Here is a 22582-nt window from a genome sequence, read left to right as displayed (position 1 = left end):
GTTCGAGGACGAGGACAGGTGTCTCAGCCCACCACGCGTAGCAACAGCACCGCCCGCGCGGGCACGGTGACCGTGCCGCCCGCGCGATGGATCACGCCCGGCGCCCGCGCCTGATCCTCCGTCGAGGTGTCGACCACGAGTTCGTAGCGCGAGGCCCACGGAGGCCCCGGCAGGACGAAGCTCACCGGACGGTCCCCGGCGTGCAGCACCGCGAGGAAGCTGTCGTCCACGACCGGCGCTCCGCGGGCATCGCGTCCGGGGATGTCCCGGCCGGAGAGGTACATCCCCAGGGTCGCGGCCGGCGCGTACCAGTCCCGTTCCGTCATCTCCGCCCCGCGCGGAGTGAACCACGCCAGGTCCCGCAACCCGTCCACCGAATGGGCCCGCCCGGAGAAGAACGCCCGGCGCCGCAGCACGGGGTGCTGGTGCCGGAGGGAGATCAGCCGGGACGTCAGGTCGTACAGCGCCCGCCAGCCCGGTTCCTCCAGCAGGCCCCAGTCGACCCAGCTGATCTCGTTGTCCTGGCAGTACGCGTTGTTGTTGCCGCGCTGGGTGCGCCCGAACTCGTCCCCCGCGACGAGCATCGGCACCCCGGTGGACAGCAACAACGTCGTCAGCAGGTTCCGCAACTGGCGCCGCCGCAACCCCTGTACCCGCTCCTCGTCCGTCTCTCCCTCCGCCCCGCAGTTCCAGGCCCGGTTGTCGTTCGTGCCGTCCCGGTTCCCCTCCCCGTTGGCCTCGTTGTGCTTGCGCTCGTAGGAGACGAGGTCGCGCAGCGTGAAGCCGTCGTGGGCGGTCACGAAGTTCACCGAGGCATAGGGGCGCCGCCCGCCCCACGCGTACAGGTCGCTCGACCCCGAGAGGCGGTACCCCAGGTCCCGTACGTCCGGCAGCGCGCCCCGCCAGAAGTCCCGGACCGCGTTGCGATAGCGGTCGTTCCACTCCGTCCACAGGGGTGGGAAGGCGCCCACCTGGTAGCCGCCGGAACCGACGTCCCACGGTTCGGCGATCAGCTTCACCCGACGCAGGACCGGGTCCTGGGCGATGACCGCGAGGAAGGGGGAGAGCATGTCGACGTCGTGCATCGAGCGGGCCAGCGCCGCCGCCAGGTCGAAGCGGAAGCCGTCCACCCCCATCTCCGTCACCCAGTACCGCAGCGAGTCCGTGATCAGGCGCAGGACGTGCGGCTGCACCACGTGCAGCGTGTTGCCGCAGCCCGTGTAGTCGGCGTACCGGCGGGCGTCCGACTGGAGCCGGTAGTAACCCCGGTTGTCTATGCCGCGCAGGGACAGCATCGGGCCCAGCTCACCGGCCTCCGCCGTGTGGTTGTAGACCACGTCGAGGATCACCTCGATACCGGCCGCGTGCAGCGCCCGCACCATCCGCTTGAACTCGCCGACCTGCTGTCCCGTCGTCCCGGAGGACGCGTAGCCCGCGTGCGGGGCGAAGTAGCCGATCGAGTTGTAGCCCCAGTAGTTCTTCATTCCGCGCCGCAGGAGGTGGTCCTCGTGGGCGAACTGATGGACGGGCAGGAGTTCCACGGCCGTGACGCCCAGCCCGGCCAGGTGCTCGATCGCCGCCGGGTGGGCGAGCCCGGCGTAGGTCCCGCGCAGTTCCTCCGGGATCCCGGGGTGCAGCCGCGTGAAGCCGCGGACGTGCAGCTCGTAGATCACCGAGTCCGCCCACGGGGTCTTCGGGCGGTGGTCGTCCGACCAGTCGTCGTCATCGTGGACGACGACGCCCTTGGGGACGTACGGCGCCGAGTCCCGGTCGTCGCGCACGGTGTCCGCGACCTGCTGCTGGGGCCAGTCCCGGACATGCCCGTACACCTCGGGCGGCAGACTGAAGTCGCCGTCCACCGCACGGGCGTACGGGTCGAGGAGCAGCTTCGCCGGGTTCCAGCGGGCGCCGGTCCACGGGTCCCAGCGGCCGTGCACACGGTAGCCGTAGCGGCGGCCGGGCAGCACGCCGGGGACGAAGCCGTGCCAGATCTCGTGGGTCAGCTCGGTGAGCGGCACGCGCGTCTCGTGGACCTCGCCGTCCCGCTCGTCGAAGAGACAGAGGTCGACGGCCTCCGCCCCGCCCGCCCACAGGGCGAAGTTGGTGCCCGCCGCGCCGTCGGGGCCGACGCGGAAGCGCGCCCCGAGCGGGGTCGGGGCGCCCGGCCACACGGACACGGCGGGCGACGGCGCCCGCTGGGCGCCGTTCAGCACGGGGGACGACTGCGCGGGCAGTTTCTCGCCCGTGGCCCGCCCCTCCGGCACTGCCTCCTGCTCGGCTGCGCTCGACACCGTTCAGCCTCCTGCGGCTCGGTGGACGGCCGGAAGAAGAGCGTGCGGCGTCCCGGCCGCGGCTCCCCTTCGCGTCGTCCTCCCCACTGTTCTGCCCAGCGCTTGGCTCGCACTCACGTTTCCCCAGAGGTGCACACTCGTTGGGCCCGCTGTGAAGCACGAACAGACACGCGCGCGGCACGCAGGGGCCGCACTGGCCGCCGTACTGACCTGGGCCGGCCTGCTCGCCGGAGCCGCCGGCTGCACCTCGCACGGGATGGAGGACGTGCTCGGCAAACCCCCCGCCGCCGAGGACGTCATCCGGATCTCTCCCGACGACAACAGCAAGGGCGTACGCCCGCGACAGGCGCTGCGGGTGCGGGTGCCCGACGGGCGTCTTGAGTCCGTGCAGGTCGTCAAGGACCAGGACGCGCAGGAGTCCGCGGTGCCCGGTCGCATCTCCGCCGACGGCCTGAACTGGGCCCCCGACGACCCGCGGCTCGCGCTCGCCGCCAAGTACACCGTGGACGTGGTGGCTCTCGACGGGCACGGGCGGCGCTCGGCGCGGCACACGACGTTCACGACGTACGTCCCCGAGGAGCGGTTCATCGGATACGTGACGCCGGAGAACCGCTCCACCGTCGGCACCGGCATGATCGTCTCCCTCGCGTTCAACCGGGAGATCGAGAACCGGTCCGCCGTCGAGCGCGCGATCCACATCGAGGCCAGCCCCGCGGTCGAGGTCCGCCCGCACTGGTTCGGCAAGAGCCGCCTCGACTTCCGGCCCGAGAAGTACTGGAAGCCGGGCACGAAGGTCACCGTCGGGCTGCGGCTGCGCGACGTCGAGGGGGCGAAGGGTGTCTACGGACTCCAGTACCGGACCTTCTCGTTCACCATCGGACGCAGTCAGGTCTCGCTGGTCGACGCCGCCGCGCACACGATGGAGGTACGCCGCGACGGCGACCTCCTCGCCACGGTGCCGATCACGGCGGGCGCTCCCAAGAGGACGACGTACAACGGGAAGATGGTCGTCATGGAGATGCTGGACGTGACGCGCATGAACAGCCGCACGGTCGGCTTCGGCGGCGAGTACGACATCCCGGACGTCCCGCACGCGATGCGCATCACCGATTCCGGGACCTTCGTGCACGGCAACTACTGGGCCTCGGGCGTCTTCGGCAACAGCAACGTCAGCCACGGCTGCGTCGGTCTCCAGGACGTGAAGGGCGGCAGCTCCGACACACCCGCGGGCTGGTTCTTCGACCGCACTCTCATCGGCGACGTCATCGAGGTCGTCAACAGCGACGACAAGGAAGTCGCTCCCGACAACGGCCTCGGAGGCTGGAACATGGACTGGAAGCAGTGGAAGGCGGGCGGCGCGGTGAAGTAGCCCGGCGAAGCAGCCCGGTCAAAGGGGGGAAGCACGTGTCGTAGGGCAGGGGACTCCAGCGCGCCCCCACACGGTCGAACTTGGGACTGAACGGTGACAAACCCGGGGAGCCATCTCTCAGGGCCGTGTGATTAATTAGCGCGATACGCGCGGCGACGCGCTGGGGTGCGGGCCTGATCAGGCCGTGCGAGGGGAGAACAGACTTGAACGGGCGACCGATATCGGGGGCGTCGGTTGGAACGCGGGCACGGGGGAGCCGGGGGAGCAAGGGGATCCTGGCGCTGCTGCTGGGCGTGCTGCTGCTCGCCCTGACCGCGTGCGGCGGGGGAGGGGACTCGGACGCCGGGTCCGGGAACGGCAAGGGCAAGAGCACGGGCAGCTCCACCAAGGCCGACACCAAGGTCTCGCAGGCCGTGGTGACCATCGCCCCGAAGGACGGCACGAACGGCGTGGCCACCAGCGGGGCCCTCAAGGTCAGCGCGGCCAAGGGCAAGCTGACCGAGGTCACGGTCAAGGACGGCAAGGGCAACGCGGTCGACGGCGCGATATCCGGCGGGGGTGCCACCTGGACGCCCTCGACCCACCTCGCCTCCGCCACCAAGTACAAGGTCCACGCGGTGGCCAAGGACGCCGACGGCCGTGAGGCCGCCGAGGAGTCCGCCTTCACCACGCTGACCCCGAAGAACACCTTCGTCGGTATGTTCACGCCCGAGGACGGTTCCAAGGTCGGCGTGGGCATGCCCTTCTCGGTCCGCTTCACCCGGGGCATCACGCACCCGGACGCCGTCGAGAAGGCCATCAAGATCAAGACCGAGCCGGCCGTCGACGTCCAGGGCCACTGGTTCGGCAACGACCGCCTCGACTTCCGCCCCGAGCAGTACTGGAAGGCCGGCACAAAGGTCACCGTCACCCTCAACCTCGACGGCGTCGAGGGCCGGGCCGGGGTCTACGGCAAGCAGGCCAAGACCGTGTCCTTCACGATCGGCCGCAGCCAGGTCTCCACGGTCGACGCCAAGACCCACAAGATGGTCGTCAAGCGCGACGGCAAGGTCATCAAGACCATCCCGATCACCACGGGCAAGCCGGGCTACGACACCTGGAACGGCCAGATGGTCATCAGCGAGCAGCTCCGGGTGACCCGTATGAACGGTGAGACGGTCGGCTACGGCGGCGAGTACGACATCAAGGACGTGCCCGACGCCCAGCGCCTGACCGACTCCGGCACCTTCATCCACGGCAACTACTGGGGCGGCGACGCCTTCGGCAACTACAACGCCAGCCACGGCTGCGTGGGCCTGCGCGACGTGCGCGGCGGCGGCGACCGCAGTGCCCCCGCCGCCTGGTTCTTCGACCACTCCATCACCGGTGACGTGGTGATCGTGAAGAACTCCCACGACAAGACGGTCGCCCCGGACAACGGCCTCAACGGCTGGAACATGTCCTGGTCGGCCTGGACCGCCTGACCGTTTCGCCTCGACGGGCCCGCTGTGCCAGGTCACTTCTGTGACCGACCACACTGGGCCCGTTGTCGTTAGTCTTCGTTAACCTGCCCTCATGACTGTGCATCTCGAAGTGGCCGAAGGCGTCGGCACCCTCCGCCTGGACCGCCCGCCCATGAACGCGCTGGACGTCGCCACACAGGACCGGCTCAAGGAGCTCGCCGAGGAGGCCACCCGCCGCGAGGACGTGCGCGCCGTGGTCGTCTACGGCGGCGAGAAGGTGTTCGCGGCGGGCGCGGACATCAAGGAGATGCAGGCCATGGACCACGCGGCGATGGTCGTGCGCTCCCGTGGCCTCCAGGACTCCTTCAGCGCCGTGGCCCGTATCCCCAAGCCGGTCGTCGCCGCCGTCACCGGGTACGCGCTGGGCGGTGGCTGCGAGTTGGCGCTCTGCGCGGACTTCCGTATCGCCGCGGACAACGCCAAGCTCGGCCAGCCGGAGATCCTGCTGGGCCTGATCCCCGGCGCCGGCGGCACCCAGCGCCTGTCCCGTCTGATCGGCCCCTCCAAGGCGAAGGACCTCATCTTCACGGGGCGGATGGTGAAGGCCGACGAGGCGCTGTCGCTCGGTCTCGTGGACCGGGTCGTCCCGGCCGACGAGGTGTACGCCCAGGCGCACGCGTGGGCCGCGAAGCTGGCGCAGGGTCCCGCGCTCGCGCTGCGCGCCGCGAAGGAGTCCATCGACGCCGGTCTGGAGACCGATCTCGAGACGGGGCTCGCGATTGAACGGAACTGGTTCGCGGGGCTGTTCGCGACCGAGGACCGCGAGCGCGGCATGCGCAGCTTCGTGGAGGAGGGGCCGGGGAAGGCGAAGTTCCTCTGATCCCCTTGCAGTTGACGCGATGTCTTGTCCGGTGTCCCCCGAAGGGCTGGTTTATGTCAGCCTTAAGGCAACCTTAAGTCTGCCTTGTCGGGGGCGACTGGCGATTGCCGCCAACTGGGGCATTCTGGCAGGTCAGTTGGGTCCTGAGGAGCCCTGAACTGCCGGGGGCATATGCCGACAGGATGTTGTGGAATGGGCGGTTCCGGGGGGCGTATTCCTCCGGAACGGCCCCGAAGCGGGCTCTGTGCGGCCATGATGGGGGGCATGGCGGGGCTGGAGGGTATCGAACAGCCGCGGCGGCACGGGAGTGCGACCGCGGCGCGCTGGTCGCCTGCGGTCGAGGACGAGCGGGCGCTCAAGGCGCTCGAGTTGTTCGGCAATCCGACGGAGGGCGAGGTCCCGCTGCCGTCCCGCCCCGAGTCCGCCGCCACCGCGCGGCGGCTCACCCAGGTCATCGTCCTGCGGCACTGGGGGCTCTCCCCGAAGATGACCGAGGACGCCGTGTTACTGGTGTCCGAACTCGTCGGCAATGCCGTACGGCACACGGGCGCCCGCGTCTTCGGACTTCGGATGCGGCGCCGCCGGGGCTGGATCCGCGTCGAGGTCCGTGACCCCTCCCGCGGTCTTCCCTGTCTGATGCCGGTCCAGGAGATGGACCTGAGTGGTCGCGGTCTCTTTCTCGTCGACAAGCTCTCCGACCGCTGGGGAGTCGACCTCCTGCCCCGCGGCAAGACCACCTGGTTCGAGATGCGCGTCGCCGACCGCTGACCGCTCACCCCCAGGGCCCGCGTCGCGACCCGCACCTTCATCAATCGGACCAATCGCACGTTTTCTTACCATTACACCCTTAAATGGTGCGGGTGATCACGCCCGCTCGTCCCCCTCAGCCGTCCCCCGACGGAAGCTCCGCCGGAAGCCCCCAGGGAAGCTCCGACGGCAGCCCCGACGGAAGCGTCGCGCGTGCGGCGCCGGATCCTCGTACGGTTCCGGATCGGCGTGCGGCGCTGCGGTCGGGTGTCGTGCTCGCCGCCGGGACACTCGCCGCGGGGTGCTCCACGACCGGCGTCGTCGCCCACCCGGCCGCCGTGTCCCGCACGGCCGTCTCTCCCTCCGCGAACCCCTCCGCGAACCTCTCCGCCAAGCCCGCCGCCGCGCCCGCGCCCCGCCGCTTCCCGCAGCAGCCCGCCGAGATCACCCACGGCCCCCGCGACCGTCCGCGGGTCGCCCTCACCTTCCACGGCCAGGGCGACCCGGCCGTCGCCAGGGCACTGCTCGGCGAGGCGGAGAAAGCCGGCGCCCGGGTCACCGTGCTCGCGGTGGGCAGTTGGCTCGATGAGCACCCCGACATCGCCCGCCGCATCCTCGACGGCGGCCACGACCTCGGCAACCACACCCTGCGCCACCTCGCCATCAACACGATGTCCGAGGCGGACGCGGAGGCCGAGATCCGGGGCTGCGCGGATCGGCTGCGGCGGCTGACCGGGTCCATCGGCACCTGGTTCAGGCCCTCCCGGACCCCGACCGCCTCCGCCCTCGTGGCGGGCGTGGCCCGCCGCGTGGGCTACCCGCACGTCCTCTCCTACGACGTCGACTCGCTCGACTACACCTCGCCGGGCGCCCCCGCCGTCACCCGCCAGGTCATCGGCGGGGTCCGCGACGGATCCGTGGTGAGCCTGCACTTCGGGTACGCGGACACGGTCGCCGCGCTCCCCGCCGTCCTGGAAGAACTCGGCCGCCGCGGTCTGCGCGCGGTCACCACCACGGAGCTGCTGAGCTGATGCACCGCAACCGGAACCTCACGAAGCGCGCCCTGCTCGCGGGCGCGGTACTCGCCGCACTCGCCGCACTTCCGGGCTGCGACGGCGAGTCCAAGAACACCGGCCACGAGGCCGTCGGCACCCAGGCCGCCGTCAAACCGGCCCAGCCGAAGCAGCCCGACGGCCTGCCCGGCATGCCGCCCGTGCTCGACCCGAAAGACGTCTACGCCGCCGACCGGCCGAACAAGCTCTCGCCGGTCGTCAAGGACTTCCCGTCCCGCGTGTACGTCCCCAACACCAACTCCAACACGGTCTCCGTGATCGACCCGAAGACGTACGAGGTCATCGAGACGATCCGGGTCGGCGCCCAGCCCCAGCACGTCGTCCCCTCCTGGGACATGAAGACGCTCTGGGTCAACAACGACCGGGGCAACACCCTCACCCCCATCGACCCGAGGACCGGCAAGGCGGGCAAGACCGTCGACGTGCACGACCCGTACAACCTGTACTTCACGCCCGACGGCAAGTACGCGATCGTCATGGCCTCCCTCGACCGCGAGCTGGTCTTCCGCGACGCGCACACCATGAAGCGCGTGCGGACCGAGCCGGTCAACTGCTACGGCGTCAACCACGCCGACTTCTCCCCCGACGGCCGCTACTTCATCGTCTCCTGCGAGTTCAGCGGCGAGCTGCTGAAGGTCGACACCGCGCGGATGAAGGTGGTCGCCCAGGAGAAGCTGCCCTTCCGCGGCGCCATGCCGCAGGACGTCAAGATCTCCCCCGACGGCAAGCGGTTCTACATCGCCGACATGGTGGCCAACGGCGTGTGGGTCGTCGACGGCGACAAGTTCACGAGGCCGTCCTTCCTCCCGACCGGCAAGGGCTGCCACGGGCTGTACGTCAGCCGTGACTCGCGCGAGATGTACATCTCCAACCGGGGCGAGGGCACCATCTCCGTCTTCGACTTCACCCAGAACAGGCTGACCAAGAAGTGGCGCCTGCCGCACGGCGGCAGCCCCGACATGGGCGGCGTCTCCGCCGACGGCAAGGTCCTGTGGCTGTCGGGTCGCTACAACTCCGAGGTGTACGCCATCGACACCCACACCGGCGCCCAGCTGGCCCGCATCCCGGTCGGCAGCGGCCCGCACGGCCTGGCCGTCTACCCGCAGCCGGGCCGCTACTCGCTCGGCCACACCGGCATCTTCCGCTGATCCACGCCCGGTCGACCCGAAGGCGGTGACACGCCGCCGTACGGGTGAAGATCCCCGGCCCGCCGCCGCAGAACCGAGATCGTGCTCCCCATGATCACAACTCGCCTGCGGCGACGGGCCGCCGTCGTCGTCGTCTCCCTCTCGGCCGTCTTCGCGACCTCCGCCGCGACGCTCCCCGCAACCCCCGCCGCCCCGCTCGCCAAAGCCGTCGCGCCCACGTGTCCCCAGTTCGACGACCCGGTCAAGGCCGCCGTCGACCACCGCGTGCAGGTCGACCGCATCACCCCCGAGCCGGTCTGGCGCAAGACCTGCGGCACGCTGTACCGCAGCGACAGCCGGGGCCCCGCCACCGTCTTCGAGCAGGGCTTCCACCCCAAGGACGTCATCGACGGGCAGTACGACATCGAGCAGTACGTCCTGGTCAACCAGCCCTCGCCGTACGTGTCGACGACGTACGACCACGACCTGTACAAGACCTGGTACAAGTCGGGCTTCAACTACTACATCGACGCGCCCGGCGGCGTAGACGTCAACAAGACCATCGGTGACACCCACAAGTGGGCCGACCAGGTCGAGGTCGCCTTCCCCGGCGGTATCGCGCGCCAGTACATCATCGGCGTCTGCCCGGTCGACAAGAAGACCAAGACCGAGATCATGAGCGACTGCGAGAGCAACCCGTACTACGAGCCCTGGCACTGACGCCTACCCGGCGATGAGCAGCGCCTCCGAGCCCACGGGACGGTAGCCGGCGGCCTGGAACGCCCGCATGCTGCGGGCGTTCCCCGGCGCGACCTGGGCCCACAGCGGCTCCGGGGCGAGCTGCCGAGCCGCCGTCACCAGGGCCCGGCCCAGCCCTCGCTGCCGTGCTCCTTCGTCCACCTCGACGGAGACCTCCAGCCGCCCCGCGATCCCTCGCCCCAGCACCAGCACACCGCCCTCCGTCGTCCACGCGCGCACGTCGGCACGGCGCCTGCGGGCGTACGCGATCCGCGGATGCTCGCCGTCCGTGATCTCCCGCAGCGGGAGCGTCGGCTCGCCCGGCAGGGGAGAGCCCACGAGCATCGCGTCGATCGTCTCGGACGTACGCCCCGTCCGCTCGACGAAGGCCGCCAGGAACCGCGCGTTCATCGGCGCGGCGAGGGCGTCGCACGGCACGGCGGCCAGCGTGTCGTGCACCCACCGCGGATCCTCGTCCGTGAAGACCACCGCGTGCGCGGTGAAGGCGAGCACACCCGCGTCCCGGTGGGACGCCTGCGCCACGACGGTCGTGCGACCGTCCGGCGGTGGGAAGACGCCCCGTGCGGCCGCGTCGAGAATGTCCCGAAGAGTCTCCACCACCGCGCTCCTTGAGTCTCCACCCACTGGAAGGCCCAGACTCGCAGACATGATCGACGACGGCACCGGACTTCTCACCATCGGCGAGCTGGCCCGGGCCACCGGACTGACCGTGCGCACCATCCGCTACTGGTCGGACGAGGGCGCCCTGCCCCCGGTGGCCCGCTCCTCGGGCGGCTACCGGCTGTACGACGCCGCGTCCGTGGCCCGCCTCGAACTGATCCGCACCCTGCGCGAACTGGGCCTCGGTCTGGACGCCGTACGCCAGGTGCTGGCCGGTGAGACGACGGTCGCGGAGGTGGCCGCCGCCCATGTGACGGCGCTGGACGCGCAGATCAGTTCGCTGAAGGTGACGAGGGCGGTGCTGTCGTCCGTGGCGCGACGCGGTTCGACCGCGGAGGAGATGACGCTCATGAACAAACTGGCGCGGCTGTCGGCCGCCGAACGCAAACGGATCATGGAGGAGTTCGTGGAGGAGCTGTTCCACGGGCTCGACTCCGTGGACCCGGCCATCCAGGAGCGGATGCGCTCCACCGCGGTGGACCTGCCTCAGGAGCCGACACCCGAGCAGGTGGACGCCTGGGTGGAGCTGGCGGAGATGGTCCAGGATCCGGAGTTCCGGGCGCAGATGCGCGAGGTGGTCGAGTTCAACGCGGCCGATCAGGACCACGCCGCGGCCGCCGGGCGATCCGTGTGGTTCCCCATGCGCATGCTCCAGGTGGGGACCGAGGCCCGCGCCCGGGGAATCGCCCCCGAGTCGCCGGAGGCGGCGGCGCTCCTGCGGGAGGTGCTGGGGGACGGCGACCCGGCCGCCGTACTCGCACGCATGGAGTCGGCGTCCAACGACCGGCTCGCCCGCTACCGGGAGTTGCTGTCCACGGTGAAGGGCGCGGGGACCCCGTCCGGGCACCGTGCGGAGTTCGGCTGGGTGGTCGCCGCACTGAGGGCCGGCGCGGACCGTTAATCTGACCTCCGTCAACACAGCTGTCATGCACTACGAAGGGGCGGATCGGTGGCGGACATCGAGGAAGCACGCAAGCAGTTCGAGCGGATCGATACGGACGGTGACGGTTTCATCACCGCGGCCGAGTTCAAGAGCGCCCTCGCCCAGGGCGGCGACTGGAACGTCACCGACTCGGTGGCGGAGGCCATCATCGCCACCCGCGACCTCAACGGGGACAAGGTCCTCTCGTTCGACGAGTTCTGGACCCACCTGAACAAGTGATCCGGGCCCTGACCAGGTGACCCGGGCACAGGGGCGCCCGCCGACCATCCGGCGGGCGCCCCTTCGTCATGCCGGCCTTCGGATGCGTACGCTCCAGCGTCCGTCCCGCCGCTCCAGGGTCAGCGGCAGGTCGAAGCACTTGCCGACCTGGTCGCCGGTCAGGACGGCCTCGACCGGTCCCCGGGCGAGTTCGCGGCCCTCCCGCAGGAGCAGCGCGTGCGTGGTGCCCGGCGGCAGCTCCTCCAGGTGGTGGGTCACCAGGACCGTCGCCAGGAGCGGGTGTGCGTGACGGAGGGTGTCCAGCGCGTCGAGCAGGTGCTCGCGGCCCGGCAGGTCGAGCCCCGTCGCCGGTTCGTCGAGGAGCAGCAGCCGGGGGTCGGGCATCAGGGCCCGGGCGATCAGGGCGCGACCGCGTTCCCCCTGGGAGAGCGTCGGCCAGCGGGCCTCGCGGCGGCCCGCGAGCCCCAGGGTCCGGATGAGCCGGTCGGCACGGCGTTCCTGTTCCGGCGTCGGCTCCCAGCGGGGCGGACGCTCGACCGAGTTCGTGAGGCCGGTCAGCACCACATCGTGCACACGCAGCGGGGAGCGCAGCGGATGGCGGGGGTTGACGTGGCCGACGTACGAGCGCAGCTCCCGCAGGTCGACGGTGCCCAGCCGTCTGCCGAGCACCTCCACGGTGCCGTGGGTGGGGTGGGTGAGCGCGCCGAGCAGGCCGAGCAGCGTCGTCTTGCCGGCCCCGTTGGCGCCGAGCAGGGCCCAGTGCTCCCCGGCGCGGACGCTCAGCGACACCTCCTGGAGGATCGGGACGCCGTCGCGGACGACGTGCACCTCGTGGGCGCGCAGTACCTCCGTCACAGCGCCCTCGCCCCGTTGACGGCCGACAGCACGGCCTGGACCGAGGCCGTGAGGACGGAGGTGTCGCGGCCCGCACCCCAACGGGTGATCCCGTCGACGCGGCACTGCGCGTAGGCGACCGCCGCGCTGTCGGGGCCGGTGGTGGTCGCGTGTTCGTGGAAGTCGAGGATGTCGATGCGGAGACCGGCGCCGGTGAGGGCGTCCGTGAAGGCGGAGAGCGGGCCGTTGCCGGTGCCCTCGTAGTCACCGGACCGGTCGCCGACCTGAAGGGTGCAGACGAAACGGTGGGCGCCCGACGCCTCCCGGTGGGTGGACCAGGCGTGCAGGAGCACATCGACCTCGGGGAGCAGATACGTCGCGCGGAACAGCTCGTACAACTCCTTCGGCGTCGCCTCGCGACCGCTCGCGTCCGTCGCCTTCTGGACCACGCGGGAGAAGTCCGGACGCATGCGCTCGGGCAGGTCCACCCCGTGGTGGGTCTTCAGCAGATACGCCACTCCGCCCTTGCCCGACTGGGAGTTGACGCGGATGACGGCCTCGTACGTACGCCCCACGTCGGCCGGGTCGATGGGCAGGTACGGGACGGCCCACGGCGCCCGCCCGGCCGGTACCCCCAGCTCCGCCGCTGTCAGGGCGTGGTGGGCCAGGCCCTTGCTGATCGCGTCCTGATGGGTGCCCGAGAACGCCGTGTGGACGAGGTCACCGCCGTACGGGTGGCGCGGATGCACCGGCAGCCGGTTGCAGTGCTCGACCGTCTCCCGCACCCCGTCGAGGTCGGAGAAGTCGACCATGGGGTCCACCCCCTGGGCGTACAGGTTGAGGGCGAGGGTCACCAGGTCGACGTTCCCGGTCCGCTCCCCGTTGCCGAACAGGCACCCCTCCACGCGCTGCGCTCCCGCCAGCACCGCGAGCTCTGCGCACGCCACCCCCGTACCGCGGTCGTTGTGCGGGTGCACGGAAAGGATCACCGAGTCGCGGCGCGCCAGGTGCCGGTGCATGTACTCGATCTGGTCCGCGTAGACGTTCGGGGTCGCGATCTCGACCGTCGCGGGCAGGTTGTGCGTGACCGGGCGGTCGGGGCTCGCGTCCCACAACTCGGTGAGCCCGTCGCAGAGTTCGAGGACGTAGTCCGGCTCGGTGAGGTTGAAGGTCTCGGGCGCGAACTGGAAACGGATGTACGGAGACGGCATCGACGGCGTGGACGGCATCGCGTCCGCCCGCCGGACCATGTGCGCCGCCGCGTCCCGTACCGTCTCCCACACCTGGCCCCGGTCCCGCCCGAGCACCACCTCCCGCCACACCGGCGAGGTCGGGATGTACAGGTGGACGACCGCGCGAGGCAGCCCCTCGATCGAGTCGAACGTGCGGTCGATCAGATCCCGTCGGGCCGGAGTGAAGACCACCGGTGTGACGTCGTCCGGGACGGCGCCGGTCCGCACGAGGTGGACGAGGTGGCGTACGAAGTCGAAGTCCGTCCGGCTCGCGGAGGGATAGCCGACCTCGATCTCCTTGAAGCCGACCCGGGTCAGCAGGTCGAAGAAGCGGCGCTTGCGGGCGGTGTCCATCGGCTCGGCGAGCGCCTGGTTGCCGTCGCGCAGGTCGACCGGCACCCACAGGGGTGCGCGCTCGATGCGGGCGGAGGGCCAACTCCGGTCCTCGGCGGGGACGTCGACCCGTTCGTGGAAGGGGCGGTAGCGGTGGTGCGGCATGGGGCCGGGGCGTTGCGGATTCCAGCGGGGAGTGTCGTACGACGTGGTGGTCATCTCTGGCCTTCGGCTCGGTCGGACGAGGACCGGCAGCACGGCGACCCGCGGCGGGGTGCCGGTCGCGTCAGGCCCCGCCGCGGCAGCCGAGGAGAAGGAGACCGCGAAGCGTCATGCCGGTAGGCTAGCCACGGTTCAACTCCTCAGACAAGTGAATTCCTCTCACTCCTCAGACAAGTCACCCTTCAGGCAAGTCACCCCTTGGACAAGTTGGTGGGAACGCCGATGCAACCGGGCCCCGTCCGCCCCAGCCCCCTGGTCGAGCAGGTCGCCGAACGCCTGCGCGCGCGGATCGCCGACGGCAGCTGGGCCGTGGGCACGAGGCTGCCGGGCGAGACCACGCTCGCCGCCGAACTCGGCGTGGGCCGCTCCACCGTCCGCGAGGCGCTGCGCGCACTCGCCGGGGCGGGGCTGGTGCGGCCCCGGCAGGGCTCCGGCGTCTTCGTCATCGCGGCCCAGCCCGTCGAGGACTGGCCCACCCGGCTGCGCCGCGCCGCGGTGACGGACGTCTACGAGGTGCGGATCCTGGTGGAGGTGCAGGCGGCCCGCCTCGCCGCCGCTCGCCGCACACTGGAGGACGTCACCGCCCTGGACGCCGCGCTGGCCGGCCGCCGCGCCGCGTCCGCCGGGGACGACGCGGCCTTCGTCGACGCCGACATCGCGCTGCACGCGGCCGTGGTCGCCGCCGCCCGCAACCCCGTACTCACCGACCTCTTCAGGGAGTTCGTGCCCGCCCTGCGGGAGGGCCTGATCGAGATGCTGGACCTGGTGGGGATGCGGGAGCACGACCCCGACACGGGCGACGACGCCCACGCGGCGCTGGTACGGGCCGTCGCGGACGGGGACGCGGACACGGCGGGGACGGTGCTCCGGGAGGAGCTGGAGGAGACGCTCGCCCTGTTGCGGCGGCCCGGCACCCGGACGCCGTACGTCCCGGAATAGGCGCGCGTGCACCACGGTTGACGATCACCGTCAGTCCAGTGGCGTCAACCCCGGAAGGGCCTGTCCATCATGAAGATCGGCATCATCGGAGCGGGCAACATCGGCGGCAACCTCACCCGACGGCTCACCGCCCTCGGACACGACGTCTCGGTCGCGAACTCCCGCGGTCCGGGGACCCTCACCGCACTCGCGGAGGAGACCGGGGCGACCGCAGTCAAGGTCGAGGACGCGGCGCGCGACGCCGAGGTCGTCGTCGTCACGGTTCCCCTGAAGGCGGTCCCGAACCTGCCGCACGGGCTTGTGGACCAGGCCGCCGAGGGCGTCGCCGTCATCGACACCGGCAACTACTACCCCCAGCAGCGCGACGGCAGGATCGCCGCGATCGAGGACGAGGGCCTGACCGAGAGCGGCTGGACGGCCCGGGAGATCGGCCACACCGTCGTCAAGGCGTTCAACGGCACGTACGCCCAGGACATCCTGGACCGGCACCGCCCGGCCGGCGCCCCCGACCGACTGGCGCTCCCGGTGGCCGGTGACGACGAGGCCGCCAAGCGGGTCGTACGTGAGCTCATCGACGAACTCGGCTTCGACACGGTCGACACGGGCGGGCTCGACGACTCCTGGCGCCAGCAGCCCGGCACCCCGGTCTACGGCCTCCAGAAGGGCGTCGACGAGGTGACCAAGGCGCTGGCGGAGGCGCCGCGGGAGCGCCCCGCGGACTTCCGCGCGTAACGTCAGACGATCCGCAGCGGAAGGTGCGGCCCGACCGGCAACTCGACCTCGACGGGGTCCCCGGGCCGCACCGCACCGCCTTCCCGTACGACGCTCATGACCCCGGACTTGTAGACGACGCCGCCGCCGTCCTCGTCCCTCCCGACGACCTGCTTGAGCAGCCCCTTCTGGAAGTCGTCGATCTGCGCGCAGGGATTGCGCAGACCGGTGATCTCCACGACGGCCTCGTCCCCGAGACGCAGCAGCGTGCCCACCGGCAGCCCCAGCAGATCGACACCCCGGGTGGTGACGTTCTCCCCGAGCTCCCCGGGCGCGACGGCGAAGCCGTTCTCGCGCAGCTCGTCGAACAGCTCCTCGTGCATCAGGTGCACCTGCCGCAGGTTCACCTGCGACGGGTCCTTCGCCATCCGGAACCGGTGCTTCACGGTGGTTCCCGCGTGCACGTCACCCTCCACCCCGAGCCCGGCGAGCAGCGTGATGCTCTCCCGGTTCGGCTTGGTGAAGGAATACGTCCCGTTGCTGCTGACCGCCGTGACCGCCCCGCCCATCCGCGAGAGCTCCCCTCTCTCCGACAGCTCCCACCGAGCCGCAGGTCAGAGCGTACGCGTCAGGAGAACTCATGGGTCAGCCGGATCTCTCCGACGATGTGGGCGTTGAACTCGTCGAGTTCCTCGGCCGGCACCCACAACTCGAGGATGGTCCGCCCGCCGACCTGCTGGACGGGGTACCGGCTCAGGAACTCCGAGTCGACCTCGAAGCGGGTGACGTAGCCGGCACCGCTGTGCTTCACGTTCCAGTCCCGCGCGATCCTGATCGCGTAGTCCTCGTTGAGCACCGGATAGAAGATCGGCTGCTCGGGCAGCCGGGGCGGCCAGGCGCGCCACCCCGACTGCCGGACCAGGTCCAGCTCCTCGGGACCGGTGGGGCGCCACAGGGTCGTGGTCGCCGGCTGGCTGGACATGCGCACCGCTTTCGAAGGGGGAGGTACGGGGGAGCCCGGACGATACCGGCGTCACGAGCCCGGCGGCCACGAGGTTTCCGTCCGTTCCACAGGGCGCGGCGGACGGCCCGTCAGCCCCCCGTCGCCCACTCCTTCAGCGCGGCCTTGCTGCCGAAGTTGGCGACATCCCTGTCCAGGGGCTCGTCGGTGAACTGGTGGAATCGCCACGAGGCCTCGATACGGGGCTTGCCCGCGGTCACGTAGTCGGCGATCCACAGCCCGTCTCCGGCGTACGAGGTGGTGTCGACGGTGAGCCAGTAGTTGCGGTTGGTGTAGAGGAGGACCCGGTGGTGCGGCCGAAGCTGCTTCACCATCCGGATGAAACGGTCCTTCTCGCCGTTGCTCGCGTGCGTGCCGTCACCGGTGGTCTCCCAGTCGACGGCGAGCAGGTCGCCGGCCTTCTCGGGGGCCTTGCCGACGAAGTACTCCGCCTGGACGGTGATGTTGCCGGGCCACAGGAAGTGGTAGAACCCGACCACGCACCCGGCGTCCCGGGCCGTCTTCACCTGGGCCGTGAGTTTCGGATTGACGTACGTATGGCCCTCCGTCGCCTTGACGAAGACGAAGGAGAGACCCTCGGTGGAGAAAGCGGACGACTGGTAGGCGCTTACGTCGATGCCGCGCAGCATGGGCGACTCCTCCGTGCGTGGGGGGGGGATGAACACGTACCGTCCTGCCTGATACGTGCGGGGACCGACTACTTGTCAAATGCCCCCACTTCCCCCACCACACCCTCGAACAACGGCCCGGACACGGAACCTCCGCTACCGCCTCGTGGCGAGGGTGGAGCCCATGTCCGTGGATGTGAATGTCGCCTCCGAGGTTGGTCGTTATGACGAAATTGTGCCCTTGTCTTGTCCGGGTCCGGGCAAATAGATGAGGGCTGAGAGAACGTGGGGGAGAGCGGCCGTCGGCGCGGTCTCTCTTCGTTCGGTGTCCCGGGGAACGTGGCCGGCGCCCTGGACCTCAGCTCCACCGACAACGGTTACGCGAGCACCACCGGGCCGCAGCTCGACACCCTGCGCAGCTTCTCGGTGTCCGCCTGGGCCAGACTCCCCAAGGCGGAGTCGAACACGGCCCAGATCATCGCGACCCAGGCCGGCGCGCAGCAGAGCGGCTTCGAGCTCTACTACTCGGGCTCGTACCGCAGTTGGGTCTTCAACCGGTACAACTCCGACACCGCGGGCGTCGACCCGACCCGGGCCATGGCCAACCTCGGTAAGCCCGCCGCCGACCAGGTCTACCCCGGCGAAAGCTGGCACCATCTCCTCGGTGTCTACGACAGCACGCTGAAGGAGCGGCGGCTCTACGTGGACGGCGGGCTCGTCTCCATGGTGCCGTTCACACCCGCTCCCTGGGACGCCACCGGTCCGGTACAGGTCGGCGCGGGATCGTACGGTGGCCGACCCGACTCGTTCTTCAAGGGGCAGATCGACGATGTGCGCCTGTACGACCGGGTGGTCTCCAAGGACGAGGCCGGTGACCTGTTCAAGCAGCACCCGCAGGTGAAGGGGCGCTGGAAATTCGACACCACGACGGTGGGCACGCCGGCTTCCAGCCCCGACGACAGCGCCGGCAAGCGGCCGGCGGTTCTGGGCGCACAAGCGGCCGTACAGCCGGACGCCGGATGGGTCGGCGACGGTGGGCTGGTCCTGGACGGGGTGGACGACTACGCCGCCGCAGCGACGGTCCCGGTGAACACCAAGGAGAGTTTCACCGTGACCGCCTGGGTCGACACCGCGGCACGCCCGCAGAAGAAGGTCACCGTCCTGTCGGCGGAAGGAGCGGTCAACAGCGCCTTCACCGTGCGATACGCACCGGACCCCACGGACCCGCAGAAGCAGGGCGGTTACGAACTGGAACTGCCCAGCGCGGACACGGCGGGCGTGGCCCGACCCGTGGTGCGGCATTCGAGTTTCCATTCGGAATTCGACTGGGACCACCTGGCAGTCGTGTACGACGCCTTCGCCGACGAGGCACGGCTGTACGTCAACGGCCGACTGGAGCAGGTCCTGGACGCCATGTCGTGGCGGGCCAACGTCCAGCCGTTCCAGGCGACCAAGCAACTCCAGTTCGGACGCAACAAGGAGAACGGAACACCTGGCGAGTACTGGCCGGGCGTGATCGACGACGTGTGGATCTTCTCCGGCGTGGCCAGTGACGCCCAGATCGTCAAACTCGGCAACGGGCAATCCCTGGACACGGTCCCAGGCCCGTAGATCGCCGTCGGGCTTCCCGACGAGACGTCTCCCTTTGACCCGTGGGCCCATACCCATACCGCCGCGTCGAGCGGCCCGCTTCCACCGGTACACAGCCGACGCGCGGCAGCTCCAGCGCGACGGGGTGATGACGAGCCGGCCTTCCGACGCCCCGGTCCGGCGGGCCGGGTTGCGAGGCCGTCGTGGGCATGGCCGACGTCAGGGCGGATCGAAAGTGACCGAGGATGCCACGAACCCCGGAGGGAAGCCCTGACAGCGCGTAAAGAAACGGACGCGCCGGCCAGGGCCTATGTCCTCAGCACTCGATGATGTTGACCGCCAGCCCGCCCCGTGCCGTCTCCTTGTACTTGACGCTCATGTCCGCGCCCGTCTCCTTCATGGTCTTGATGACCTTGTCGAGGGAGACCTTGTGGGAGCCGTCGCCGCGCATGGCCATGCGGGCGGCGGTGACCGCCTTGACCGCTGCCATGCCGTTGCGTTCGATGCAGGGGATCTGGACGAGGCCGCCGACCGGGTCGCAGGTGAGGCCGAGGTTGTGTTCCATGCCGATCTCGGCGGCGTTCTCGACCTGTTCGGGGCTGCCGCCGAGGACCTCGGCGAGGGCGCCCGCGGCCATCGAGCAGGCCGAGCCGACCTCGCCCTGGCAGCCGACCTCGGCGCCGGAGATGGAGGCGTTCTCCTTGAAGAGCATCCCGATGGCGCCGGCGGCGAGCAGGAAGCGCACGACGCCGTCCTCGTCCGCTCCGGGGATGAAGTTGATGTAGTAGTGGAGGACCGCCGGGATGATGCCCGCGGCGCCGTTCGTGGGGGCCGTGACCACCCGGCCGCCCGCCGCGTTCTCCTCGTTCACCGCCATCGCGTAGAGCGTGATCCACTCCATCGCGTGGGCCAGCGGGTCGCCCTCCGCCCGCAGCTGGCGGGCCGAGACGGCGGCGCGGCGGCGGACCTTGAGCCCGCCCGGCAGGATGCCCTCGCGGGCCATGCCCCGGGAGACGCACGCCTGCATCACACGCCAGATGGCGAGCAGACCCTCGCGGATCTCCTCCTCGGTGCGCCAGGCCCGCTCGTTCTCCAGCATCAGGGCGGAGATCGACAGGCCGGTCTCCTTCGTCAGCCGCAGCAGTTCGTCGCCCGTGCGGAACGGGTACTTGAGCACCGTGTCGTCGAGCTTGATGCGGTCCTCGCCCACCGCGTCCTCGTCGACCACGAAGCCGCCGCCGACCGAGTAGTACGTCTTCTCCAGGACGAGGGTGCCGGAGGCGTCGTACGCGAAGATCGTCATGCCGTTCGCGTGGTACGGCAGGGCCTTGCGGCGGTGCAGGACCAGGTCGTCGTCGAAGGAGAAGGCGATCTCGTGCGTGCTGAGCAGGGCGAGCCGGCCCGACGACTTGATCTGCTCCACGCGGTCGTCGGCGCCCTCCACGTCCACGGTTCGCGGCGACGCGCCCTCCAGGCCGAGGAGTACCGCCTTGGGGGTGCCGTGGCCGTGACCGGTCGCGCCCAGGGAGCCGTACAGCTCCGCCCGGACGGAGGCCACGGAGTCCAGCAGCTCCTCGTTGCGCAGCCGGCGGGCGAACATGCGCGCCGCACGCATCGGGCCCACCGTGTGGGAGCTCGACGGGCCTATGCCGATCGAGAACAGGTCGAAGACCGAGATGGCCACGGGGACTCCTCACAACAGGGGTGGTGCATGGGGGCGGGCGCCGCGCACAGCTCCGGTTCCAGTGTGCGCGGCGTCCCGGTGAATCGTACGTTCCGTGCGAATTTCTGTACGAAAGTGAACTTTCGCAGGAACTGGTGGTGTACTACTTCAGGCCGGGGTACAGCGGGTGCTTGCCGGCCAGGGCGGAGACCCGGGACTTGAGGGACTCCGCGTCGTATGAGGGCTTCAGCGCCTCGGCGATGATGTCCGCGACCTCGGTGAAGTCCTCGGCCTGGAAGCCGCGGGTGGCGAGGGCGGGCGTGCCGATGCGCAGGCCGGACGTGACCATCGGGGGTCGCGGGTCGTTCGGGATGGCGTTGCGGTTGACCGTGATGCCGACCTCGTGGAGACGGTCCTCGGCCTGCTGACCGTCCAGCTCGGAGTTGCGCAGGTCGACCAGGACCAGGTGCACGTCCGTGCCGCCGGACAGGACGTCCACGCCCACGGCCTTGACGTCGTCCTGGACCAGGCGCTCGGCCAGGATCCGCGCGCCGTCCAGCGTGCGCTGCTGGCGCTCCTTGAAGTCGTCGGAGGCGGCGACCTTGAAGGAGACGGCCTTCGCGGCGATCACGTGCTCCAGCGGACCGCCCTGCTGGCCGGGGAAGACCGCGGAGTTGATCTTCTTCGCCAGCTCGGCGGTGGACAGGATCACGCCACCGCGTGGGCCGCCCAGCGTCTTGTGGGTCGTGGTCGTGACCACGTGGGCGTGCGGCACCGGGTTCGGGTGCAGGCCCGCGGCCACGAGGCCCGCGAAGTGCGCCATGTCGACCATCAGGTACGCGCCGACCTCGTCCGCGATCCGGCGGAACGCGGCGAAGTCCAGCTGACGCGGGTAGGCCGACCAGCCCGCCACGATCAGCTGCGGCCTGGACTCCTTGGCGAGGCGCTCGACCTCGGCCATGTCGACCTGACCGGTCTCGTCGTTCACGTGGTACGCGACCACGTTGTACAGCTTGCCGGAGAAGTTGATCTTCATGCCGTGGGTCAGGTGCCCGCCGTGCGCGAGGTTCAGACCCATGATTGTGTCGCCCGGCTTCAGCAGCGCGAACATCGCCGCCGCGTTGGCCTGGGCGCCCGAGTGGGGCTGCACGTTCGCGTGCTCGGCGCCGAAGAGCGCCTTGACGCGGTCGATGGCGATCTGCTCGACCACGTCGACGTGCTCGCAGCCGCCGTAGTAGCGGCGGCCCGGGTAGCCCTCGGCGTACTTGTTGGTCAGGACCGAGCCCTGGGCCTCCATGACCGCGACCGGAGCGAAGTTCTCCGAGGCGATCATCTCCAGGGTGGACTGCTGGCGGTGCAGCTCGGCGTCGACGGCGGCGGCGACGTCCGGGTCCAGTTCGTGCAGGGGCGTGTTCAGAAGCGACATCAGTCAGAAGTCCTTAAGAGCCGGAGAACTCGGTGTACTCGTCGGCGGTGAGCAGGTCGGCCGGCTCGTCCGTGACGCGTACCTTGAACAGCCAGCCGCCCTCGAAGGGGGCGGAGTTCACCAGCGACGGGTCGTCGACCACGTCCTGGTTGGCCTCCACGACCTCGCCGGTGACCGGCGCGTACAGGTCGCTGACCGACTTGGTCGACTCCAGTTCGCCGCAGGTCTCGCCCGCGGTCACCGTGTCACCGACCTCCGGAAGCTGGGCGTAGACGACATCGCCGAGCGCGTTGGCCGCGAACTCGGTGATGCCGACCGTCGAGACGCCGTCCTCGGCGACCGACAGCCACTCGTGCTCCTTGCTGTAGCGCAGCTGCTGGGGGTTGCTCATGGCCTGAATTCTCCTGTACGCGGGGGAGTGCGGATGAACGGGATGACCGAGTGGTCCTGGGATACGAGACGTGACACAGCGGCGTGCGTCACGTGGGCGCGC

Annotated in this window: 22 protein-coding genes; 12 read left to right on the top strand and 10 right to left on the bottom strand. The window is 70.3% G+C overall.

Translation table 11 applies throughout. The annotated features are described in order from the left end of the window. Nucleotides 1-23: 23 nt before the first annotated feature. Nucleotides 24-2291, bottom strand: a complete 2268-nt coding sequence (glgX, locus tag ACIRA5_RS24915) for a glycogen debranching protein GlgX (RefSeq protein ID WP_403693832.1) — start codon at nt 2289-2291, stop codon at nt 24-26. Nucleotides 2292-2442: 151 nt separating this feature from the next. Here glgX and ACIRA5_RS24910 point away from each other — a divergent pair, with 151 nt between their 5' ends. The 7 genes from ACIRA5_RS24910 to ACIRA5_RS24880 all read left to right on the top strand — a co-directional run bounded on the left by ACIRA5_RS24910 (nt 2443) and on the right by ACIRA5_RS24880 (nt 9649). After that, nucleotides 2443-3660: an Ig-like domain-containing protein gene (locus tag ACIRA5_RS24910; RefSeq protein WP_403693830.1), complete on the top strand. Its 1218-nt coding sequence runs from the start codon at nt 2443-2445 to the stop codon at nt 3658-3660. Between the two features lie 203 nt (nt 3661-3863). After that, nucleotides 3864-5123 carry an Ig-like domain-containing protein gene (locus ACIRA5_RS24905; protein WP_403693828.1) on the top strand — a complete coding sequence of 420 codons (1260 nt, stop codon included), beginning with the start codon at nt 3864-3866 and terminating at the stop codon, nt 5121-5123. Between the two features lie 91 nt (nt 5124-5214). After that, nucleotides 5215-5982, top strand: coding sequence for an enoyl-CoA hydratase/isomerase family protein (locus tag ACIRA5_RS24900; RefSeq protein WP_403693826.1), 768 nt, complete (start codon nt 5215-5217; stop codon nt 5980-5982). A 264-nt stretch (nt 5983-6246) separates the two neighbouring features. Continuing rightward, nucleotides 6247-6750 (top strand): ATP-binding protein, encoded by a 504-nt coding sequence (locus tag ACIRA5_RS24895; protein WP_054234655.1) that lies wholly within the window; start codon nt 6247-6249, stop codon nt 6748-6750. A gap of 251 nt (nt 6751-7001) precedes the next feature. Beyond that, nucleotides 7002-7760: a polysaccharide deacetylase family protein gene (locus ACIRA5_RS24890; RefSeq protein ID WP_403693824.1), complete on the top strand. Its 759-nt coding sequence runs from the start codon at nt 7002-7004 to the stop codon at nt 7758-7760. Further along, on the top strand, nt 7760-8950 hold the full coding sequence (locus tag ACIRA5_RS24885) for a hypothetical protein (RefSeq protein ID WP_403693822.1): 1191 nt from the start codon (nt 7760-7762) through the stop codon (nt 8948-8950). The genes ACIRA5_RS24890 and ACIRA5_RS24885 overlap by 1 nt, the downstream gene beginning before the upstream one ends. A gap of 90 nt (nt 8951-9040) precedes the next feature. Continuing rightward, complete coding sequence (locus tag ACIRA5_RS24880; RefSeq protein WP_403693820.1) at nt 9041-9649, top strand: ADP-ribosyltransferase; 609 nt, start codon at nt 9041-9043, stop codon at nt 9647-9649. Between the two features lie 3 nt (nt 9650-9652). Here ACIRA5_RS24880 and ACIRA5_RS24875 read toward each other — a convergent pair whose 3' ends face one another. Further along, nucleotides 9653-10285 carry a GNAT family N-acetyltransferase gene (locus ACIRA5_RS24875; RefSeq protein WP_403693818.1) on the bottom strand — a complete coding sequence of 211 codons (633 nt, stop codon included), beginning with the start codon at nt 10283-10285 and terminating at the stop codon, nt 9653-9655. A gap of 49 nt (nt 10286-10334) precedes the next feature. Between ACIRA5_RS24875 and ACIRA5_RS24870 the strand changes: the two genes are divergently transcribed. Both ACIRA5_RS24870 and ACIRA5_RS24865 read left to right on the top strand, forming a co-directional pair. Continuing rightward, nucleotides 10335-11249 carry a MerR family transcriptional regulator gene (locus ACIRA5_RS24870; RefSeq protein ID WP_403693816.1) on the top strand — a complete coding sequence of 305 codons (915 nt, stop codon included), beginning with the start codon at nt 10335-10337 and terminating at the stop codon, nt 11247-11249. 48 nt (nt 11250-11297) lie between these two features. Further along, nucleotides 11298-11510: an EF-hand domain-containing protein gene (locus ACIRA5_RS24865; RefSeq protein ID WP_095852504.1), complete on the top strand. Its 213-nt coding sequence runs from the start codon at nt 11298-11300 to the stop codon at nt 11508-11510. A 66-nt stretch (nt 11511-11576) separates the two neighbouring features. On the opposite strand, the gene ACIRA5_RS24860 is transcribed toward ACIRA5_RS24865, so the two are convergent. Both ACIRA5_RS24860 and leuA read right to left on the bottom strand, forming a co-directional pair. Next, nucleotides 11577-12365 carry an ABC transporter ATP-binding protein gene (locus tag ACIRA5_RS24860; RefSeq protein WP_403693814.1) on the bottom strand — a complete coding sequence of 263 codons (789 nt, stop codon included), beginning with the start codon at nt 12363-12365 and terminating at the stop codon, nt 11577-11579. Beyond that, a complete protein-coding gene (leuA, locus tag ACIRA5_RS24855; RefSeq protein ID WP_403693812.1) occupies nt 12362-14128 on the bottom strand; it encodes a 2-isopropylmalate synthase in 1767 nt (588 codons plus the stop codon). The genes ACIRA5_RS24860 and leuA overlap by 4 nt, the downstream gene beginning before the upstream one ends. Before the next feature lie 225 nt (nt 14129-14353). Here leuA and ACIRA5_RS24850 point away from each other — a divergent pair, with 225 nt between their 5' ends. Together ACIRA5_RS24850 and ACIRA5_RS24845 are read left to right on the top strand one after the other, a co-directional pair. Further along, a complete protein-coding gene (locus tag ACIRA5_RS24850) occupies nt 14354-15070 on the top strand; it encodes a FadR/GntR family transcriptional regulator (protein WP_403693810.1) in 717 nt (238 codons plus the stop codon). 60 nt (nt 15071-15130) lie between these two features. Next, nucleotides 15131-15802: an NADPH-dependent F420 reductase gene (locus ACIRA5_RS24845; RefSeq protein WP_403693877.1), complete on the top strand. Its 672-nt coding sequence runs from the start codon at nt 15131-15133 to the stop codon at nt 15800-15802. A gap of 2 nt (nt 15803-15804) precedes the next feature. Here ACIRA5_RS24845 and ACIRA5_RS24840 read toward each other — a convergent pair whose 3' ends face one another. From ACIRA5_RS24840 to ACIRA5_RS24830, 3 genes are all read right to left on the bottom strand, one after another. Further along, nucleotides 15805-16350 carry an MOSC domain-containing protein gene (locus ACIRA5_RS24840; RefSeq protein WP_403693808.1) on the bottom strand — a complete coding sequence of 182 codons (546 nt, stop codon included), beginning with the start codon at nt 16348-16350 and terminating at the stop codon, nt 15805-15807. Between the two features lie 59 nt (nt 16351-16409). Further along, the gene (locus tag ACIRA5_RS24835) at nt 16410-16763 is read right to left on the bottom strand and encodes a hypothetical protein (RefSeq protein WP_403693806.1); all 354 of its coding nucleotides are present in this window, start codon (nt 16761-16763) and stop codon (nt 16410-16412) included. 110 nt (nt 16764-16873) lie between these two features. Then, entirely contained in the window at nt 16874-17431 is a 558-nt protein-coding gene (locus ACIRA5_RS24830) for a glycoside hydrolase family 25 protein (protein ID WP_403693804.1), read from the bottom strand. 318 nt (nt 17432-17749) lie between these two features. Between ACIRA5_RS24830 and ACIRA5_RS24825 the strand changes: the two genes are divergently transcribed. Then, nucleotides 17750-19021, top strand: a complete 1272-nt coding sequence (locus ACIRA5_RS24825; RefSeq protein WP_403693802.1) for a LamG domain-containing protein — start codon at nt 17750-17752, stop codon at nt 19019-19021. 295 nt (nt 19022-19316) lie between these two features. On the opposite strand, the gene ACIRA5_RS24820 is transcribed toward ACIRA5_RS24825, so the two are convergent. The 3 genes from ACIRA5_RS24820 to gcvH all read right to left on the bottom strand — a co-directional run bounded on the left by ACIRA5_RS24820 (nt 19317) and on the right by gcvH (nt 22480). Continuing rightward, nucleotides 19317-20684: an L-serine ammonia-lyase gene (locus ACIRA5_RS24820; RefSeq protein ID WP_403693800.1), complete on the bottom strand. Its 1368-nt coding sequence runs from the start codon at nt 20682-20684 to the stop codon at nt 19317-19319. 142 nt (nt 20685-20826) lie between these two features. Beyond that, nucleotides 20827-22089, bottom strand: a complete 1263-nt coding sequence (gene glyA / locus ACIRA5_RS24815) for a serine hydroxymethyltransferase (RefSeq protein ID WP_403693798.1) — start codon at nt 22087-22089, stop codon at nt 20827-20829. Between the two features lie 13 nt (nt 22090-22102). Beyond that, entirely contained in the window at nt 22103-22480 is a 378-nt protein-coding gene (gene gcvH / locus ACIRA5_RS24810; protein ID WP_403693796.1) for a glycine cleavage system protein GcvH, read from the bottom strand. Nucleotides 22481-22582: the final 102 nt, after the last annotated feature.

The sequence above is a fragment of the Streptomyces sp. NPDC096311 genome, assembly GCF_044763085.1.
In the GTDB taxonomy this organism is placed as follows: Bacteria; Actinomycetota; Actinomycetes; order Streptomycetales; family Streptomycetaceae; genus Streptomyces.
The sequence above is the reverse complement of the archived record's forward strand: the minus strand, read 5'-3'. Positions and strand labels throughout refer to the sequence as shown.

Excerpts from the sequence above, each read along its gene's own strand:
- ACIRA5_RS24900 (WP_403693826.1), top strand. The coding sequence starts at position 5,215 with ATGACTGTGCATCTCGAAGTGGCCGAAGGCGTCGGCACCCTCCGCCTG.
- ACIRA5_RS24835 (WP_403693806.1), bottom strand. The coding sequence starts at position 16,763 with ATGTCCAGCCAGCCGGCGACCACGACCCTGTGGCGCCCCACCGGTCCC.
- ACIRA5_RS24885 (WP_403693822.1), top strand. The coding sequence starts at position 7,760 with ATGCACCGCAACCGGAACCTCACGAAGCGCGCCCTGCTCGCGGGCGCG.
- ACIRA5_RS24830 (WP_403693804.1), bottom strand. The coding sequence starts at position 17,431 with ATGCTGCGCGGCATCGACGTAAGCGCCTACCAGTCGTCCGCTTTCTCC.
- ACIRA5_RS24850 (WP_403693810.1), top strand. The coding sequence starts at position 14,354 with ATGCAACCGGGCCCCGTCCGCCCCAGCCCCCTGGTCGAGCAGGTCGCC.
- ACIRA5_RS24880 (WP_403693820.1), top strand. The coding sequence starts at position 9,041 with ATGATCACAACTCGCCTGCGGCGACGGGCCGCCGTCGTCGTCGTCTCC.
- ACIRA5_RS24840 (WP_403693808.1), bottom strand. The coding sequence starts at position 16,350 with ATGGGCGGGGCGGTCACGGCGGTCAGCAGCAACGGGACGTATTCCTTC.
- glyA (WP_403693798.1), bottom strand. The coding sequence starts at position 22,089 with ATGTCGCTTCTGAACACGCCCCTGCACGAACTGGACCCGGACGTCGCC.
- leuA (WP_403693812.1), bottom strand. The coding sequence starts at position 14,128 with ATGACCACCACGTCGTACGACACTCCCCGCTGGAATCCGCAACGCCCC.
- ACIRA5_RS24895 (WP_054234655.1), top strand. The coding sequence starts at position 6,247 with ATGGCGGGGCTGGAGGGTATCGAACAGCCGCGGCGGCACGGGAGTGCG.
- ACIRA5_RS24870 (WP_403693816.1), top strand. The coding sequence starts at position 10,335 with ATGATCGACGACGGCACCGGACTTCTCACCATCGGCGAGCTGGCCCGG.
- gcvH (WP_403693796.1), bottom strand. The coding sequence starts at position 22,480 with ATGAGCAACCCCCAGCAGCTGCGCTACAGCAAGGAGCACGAGTGGCTG.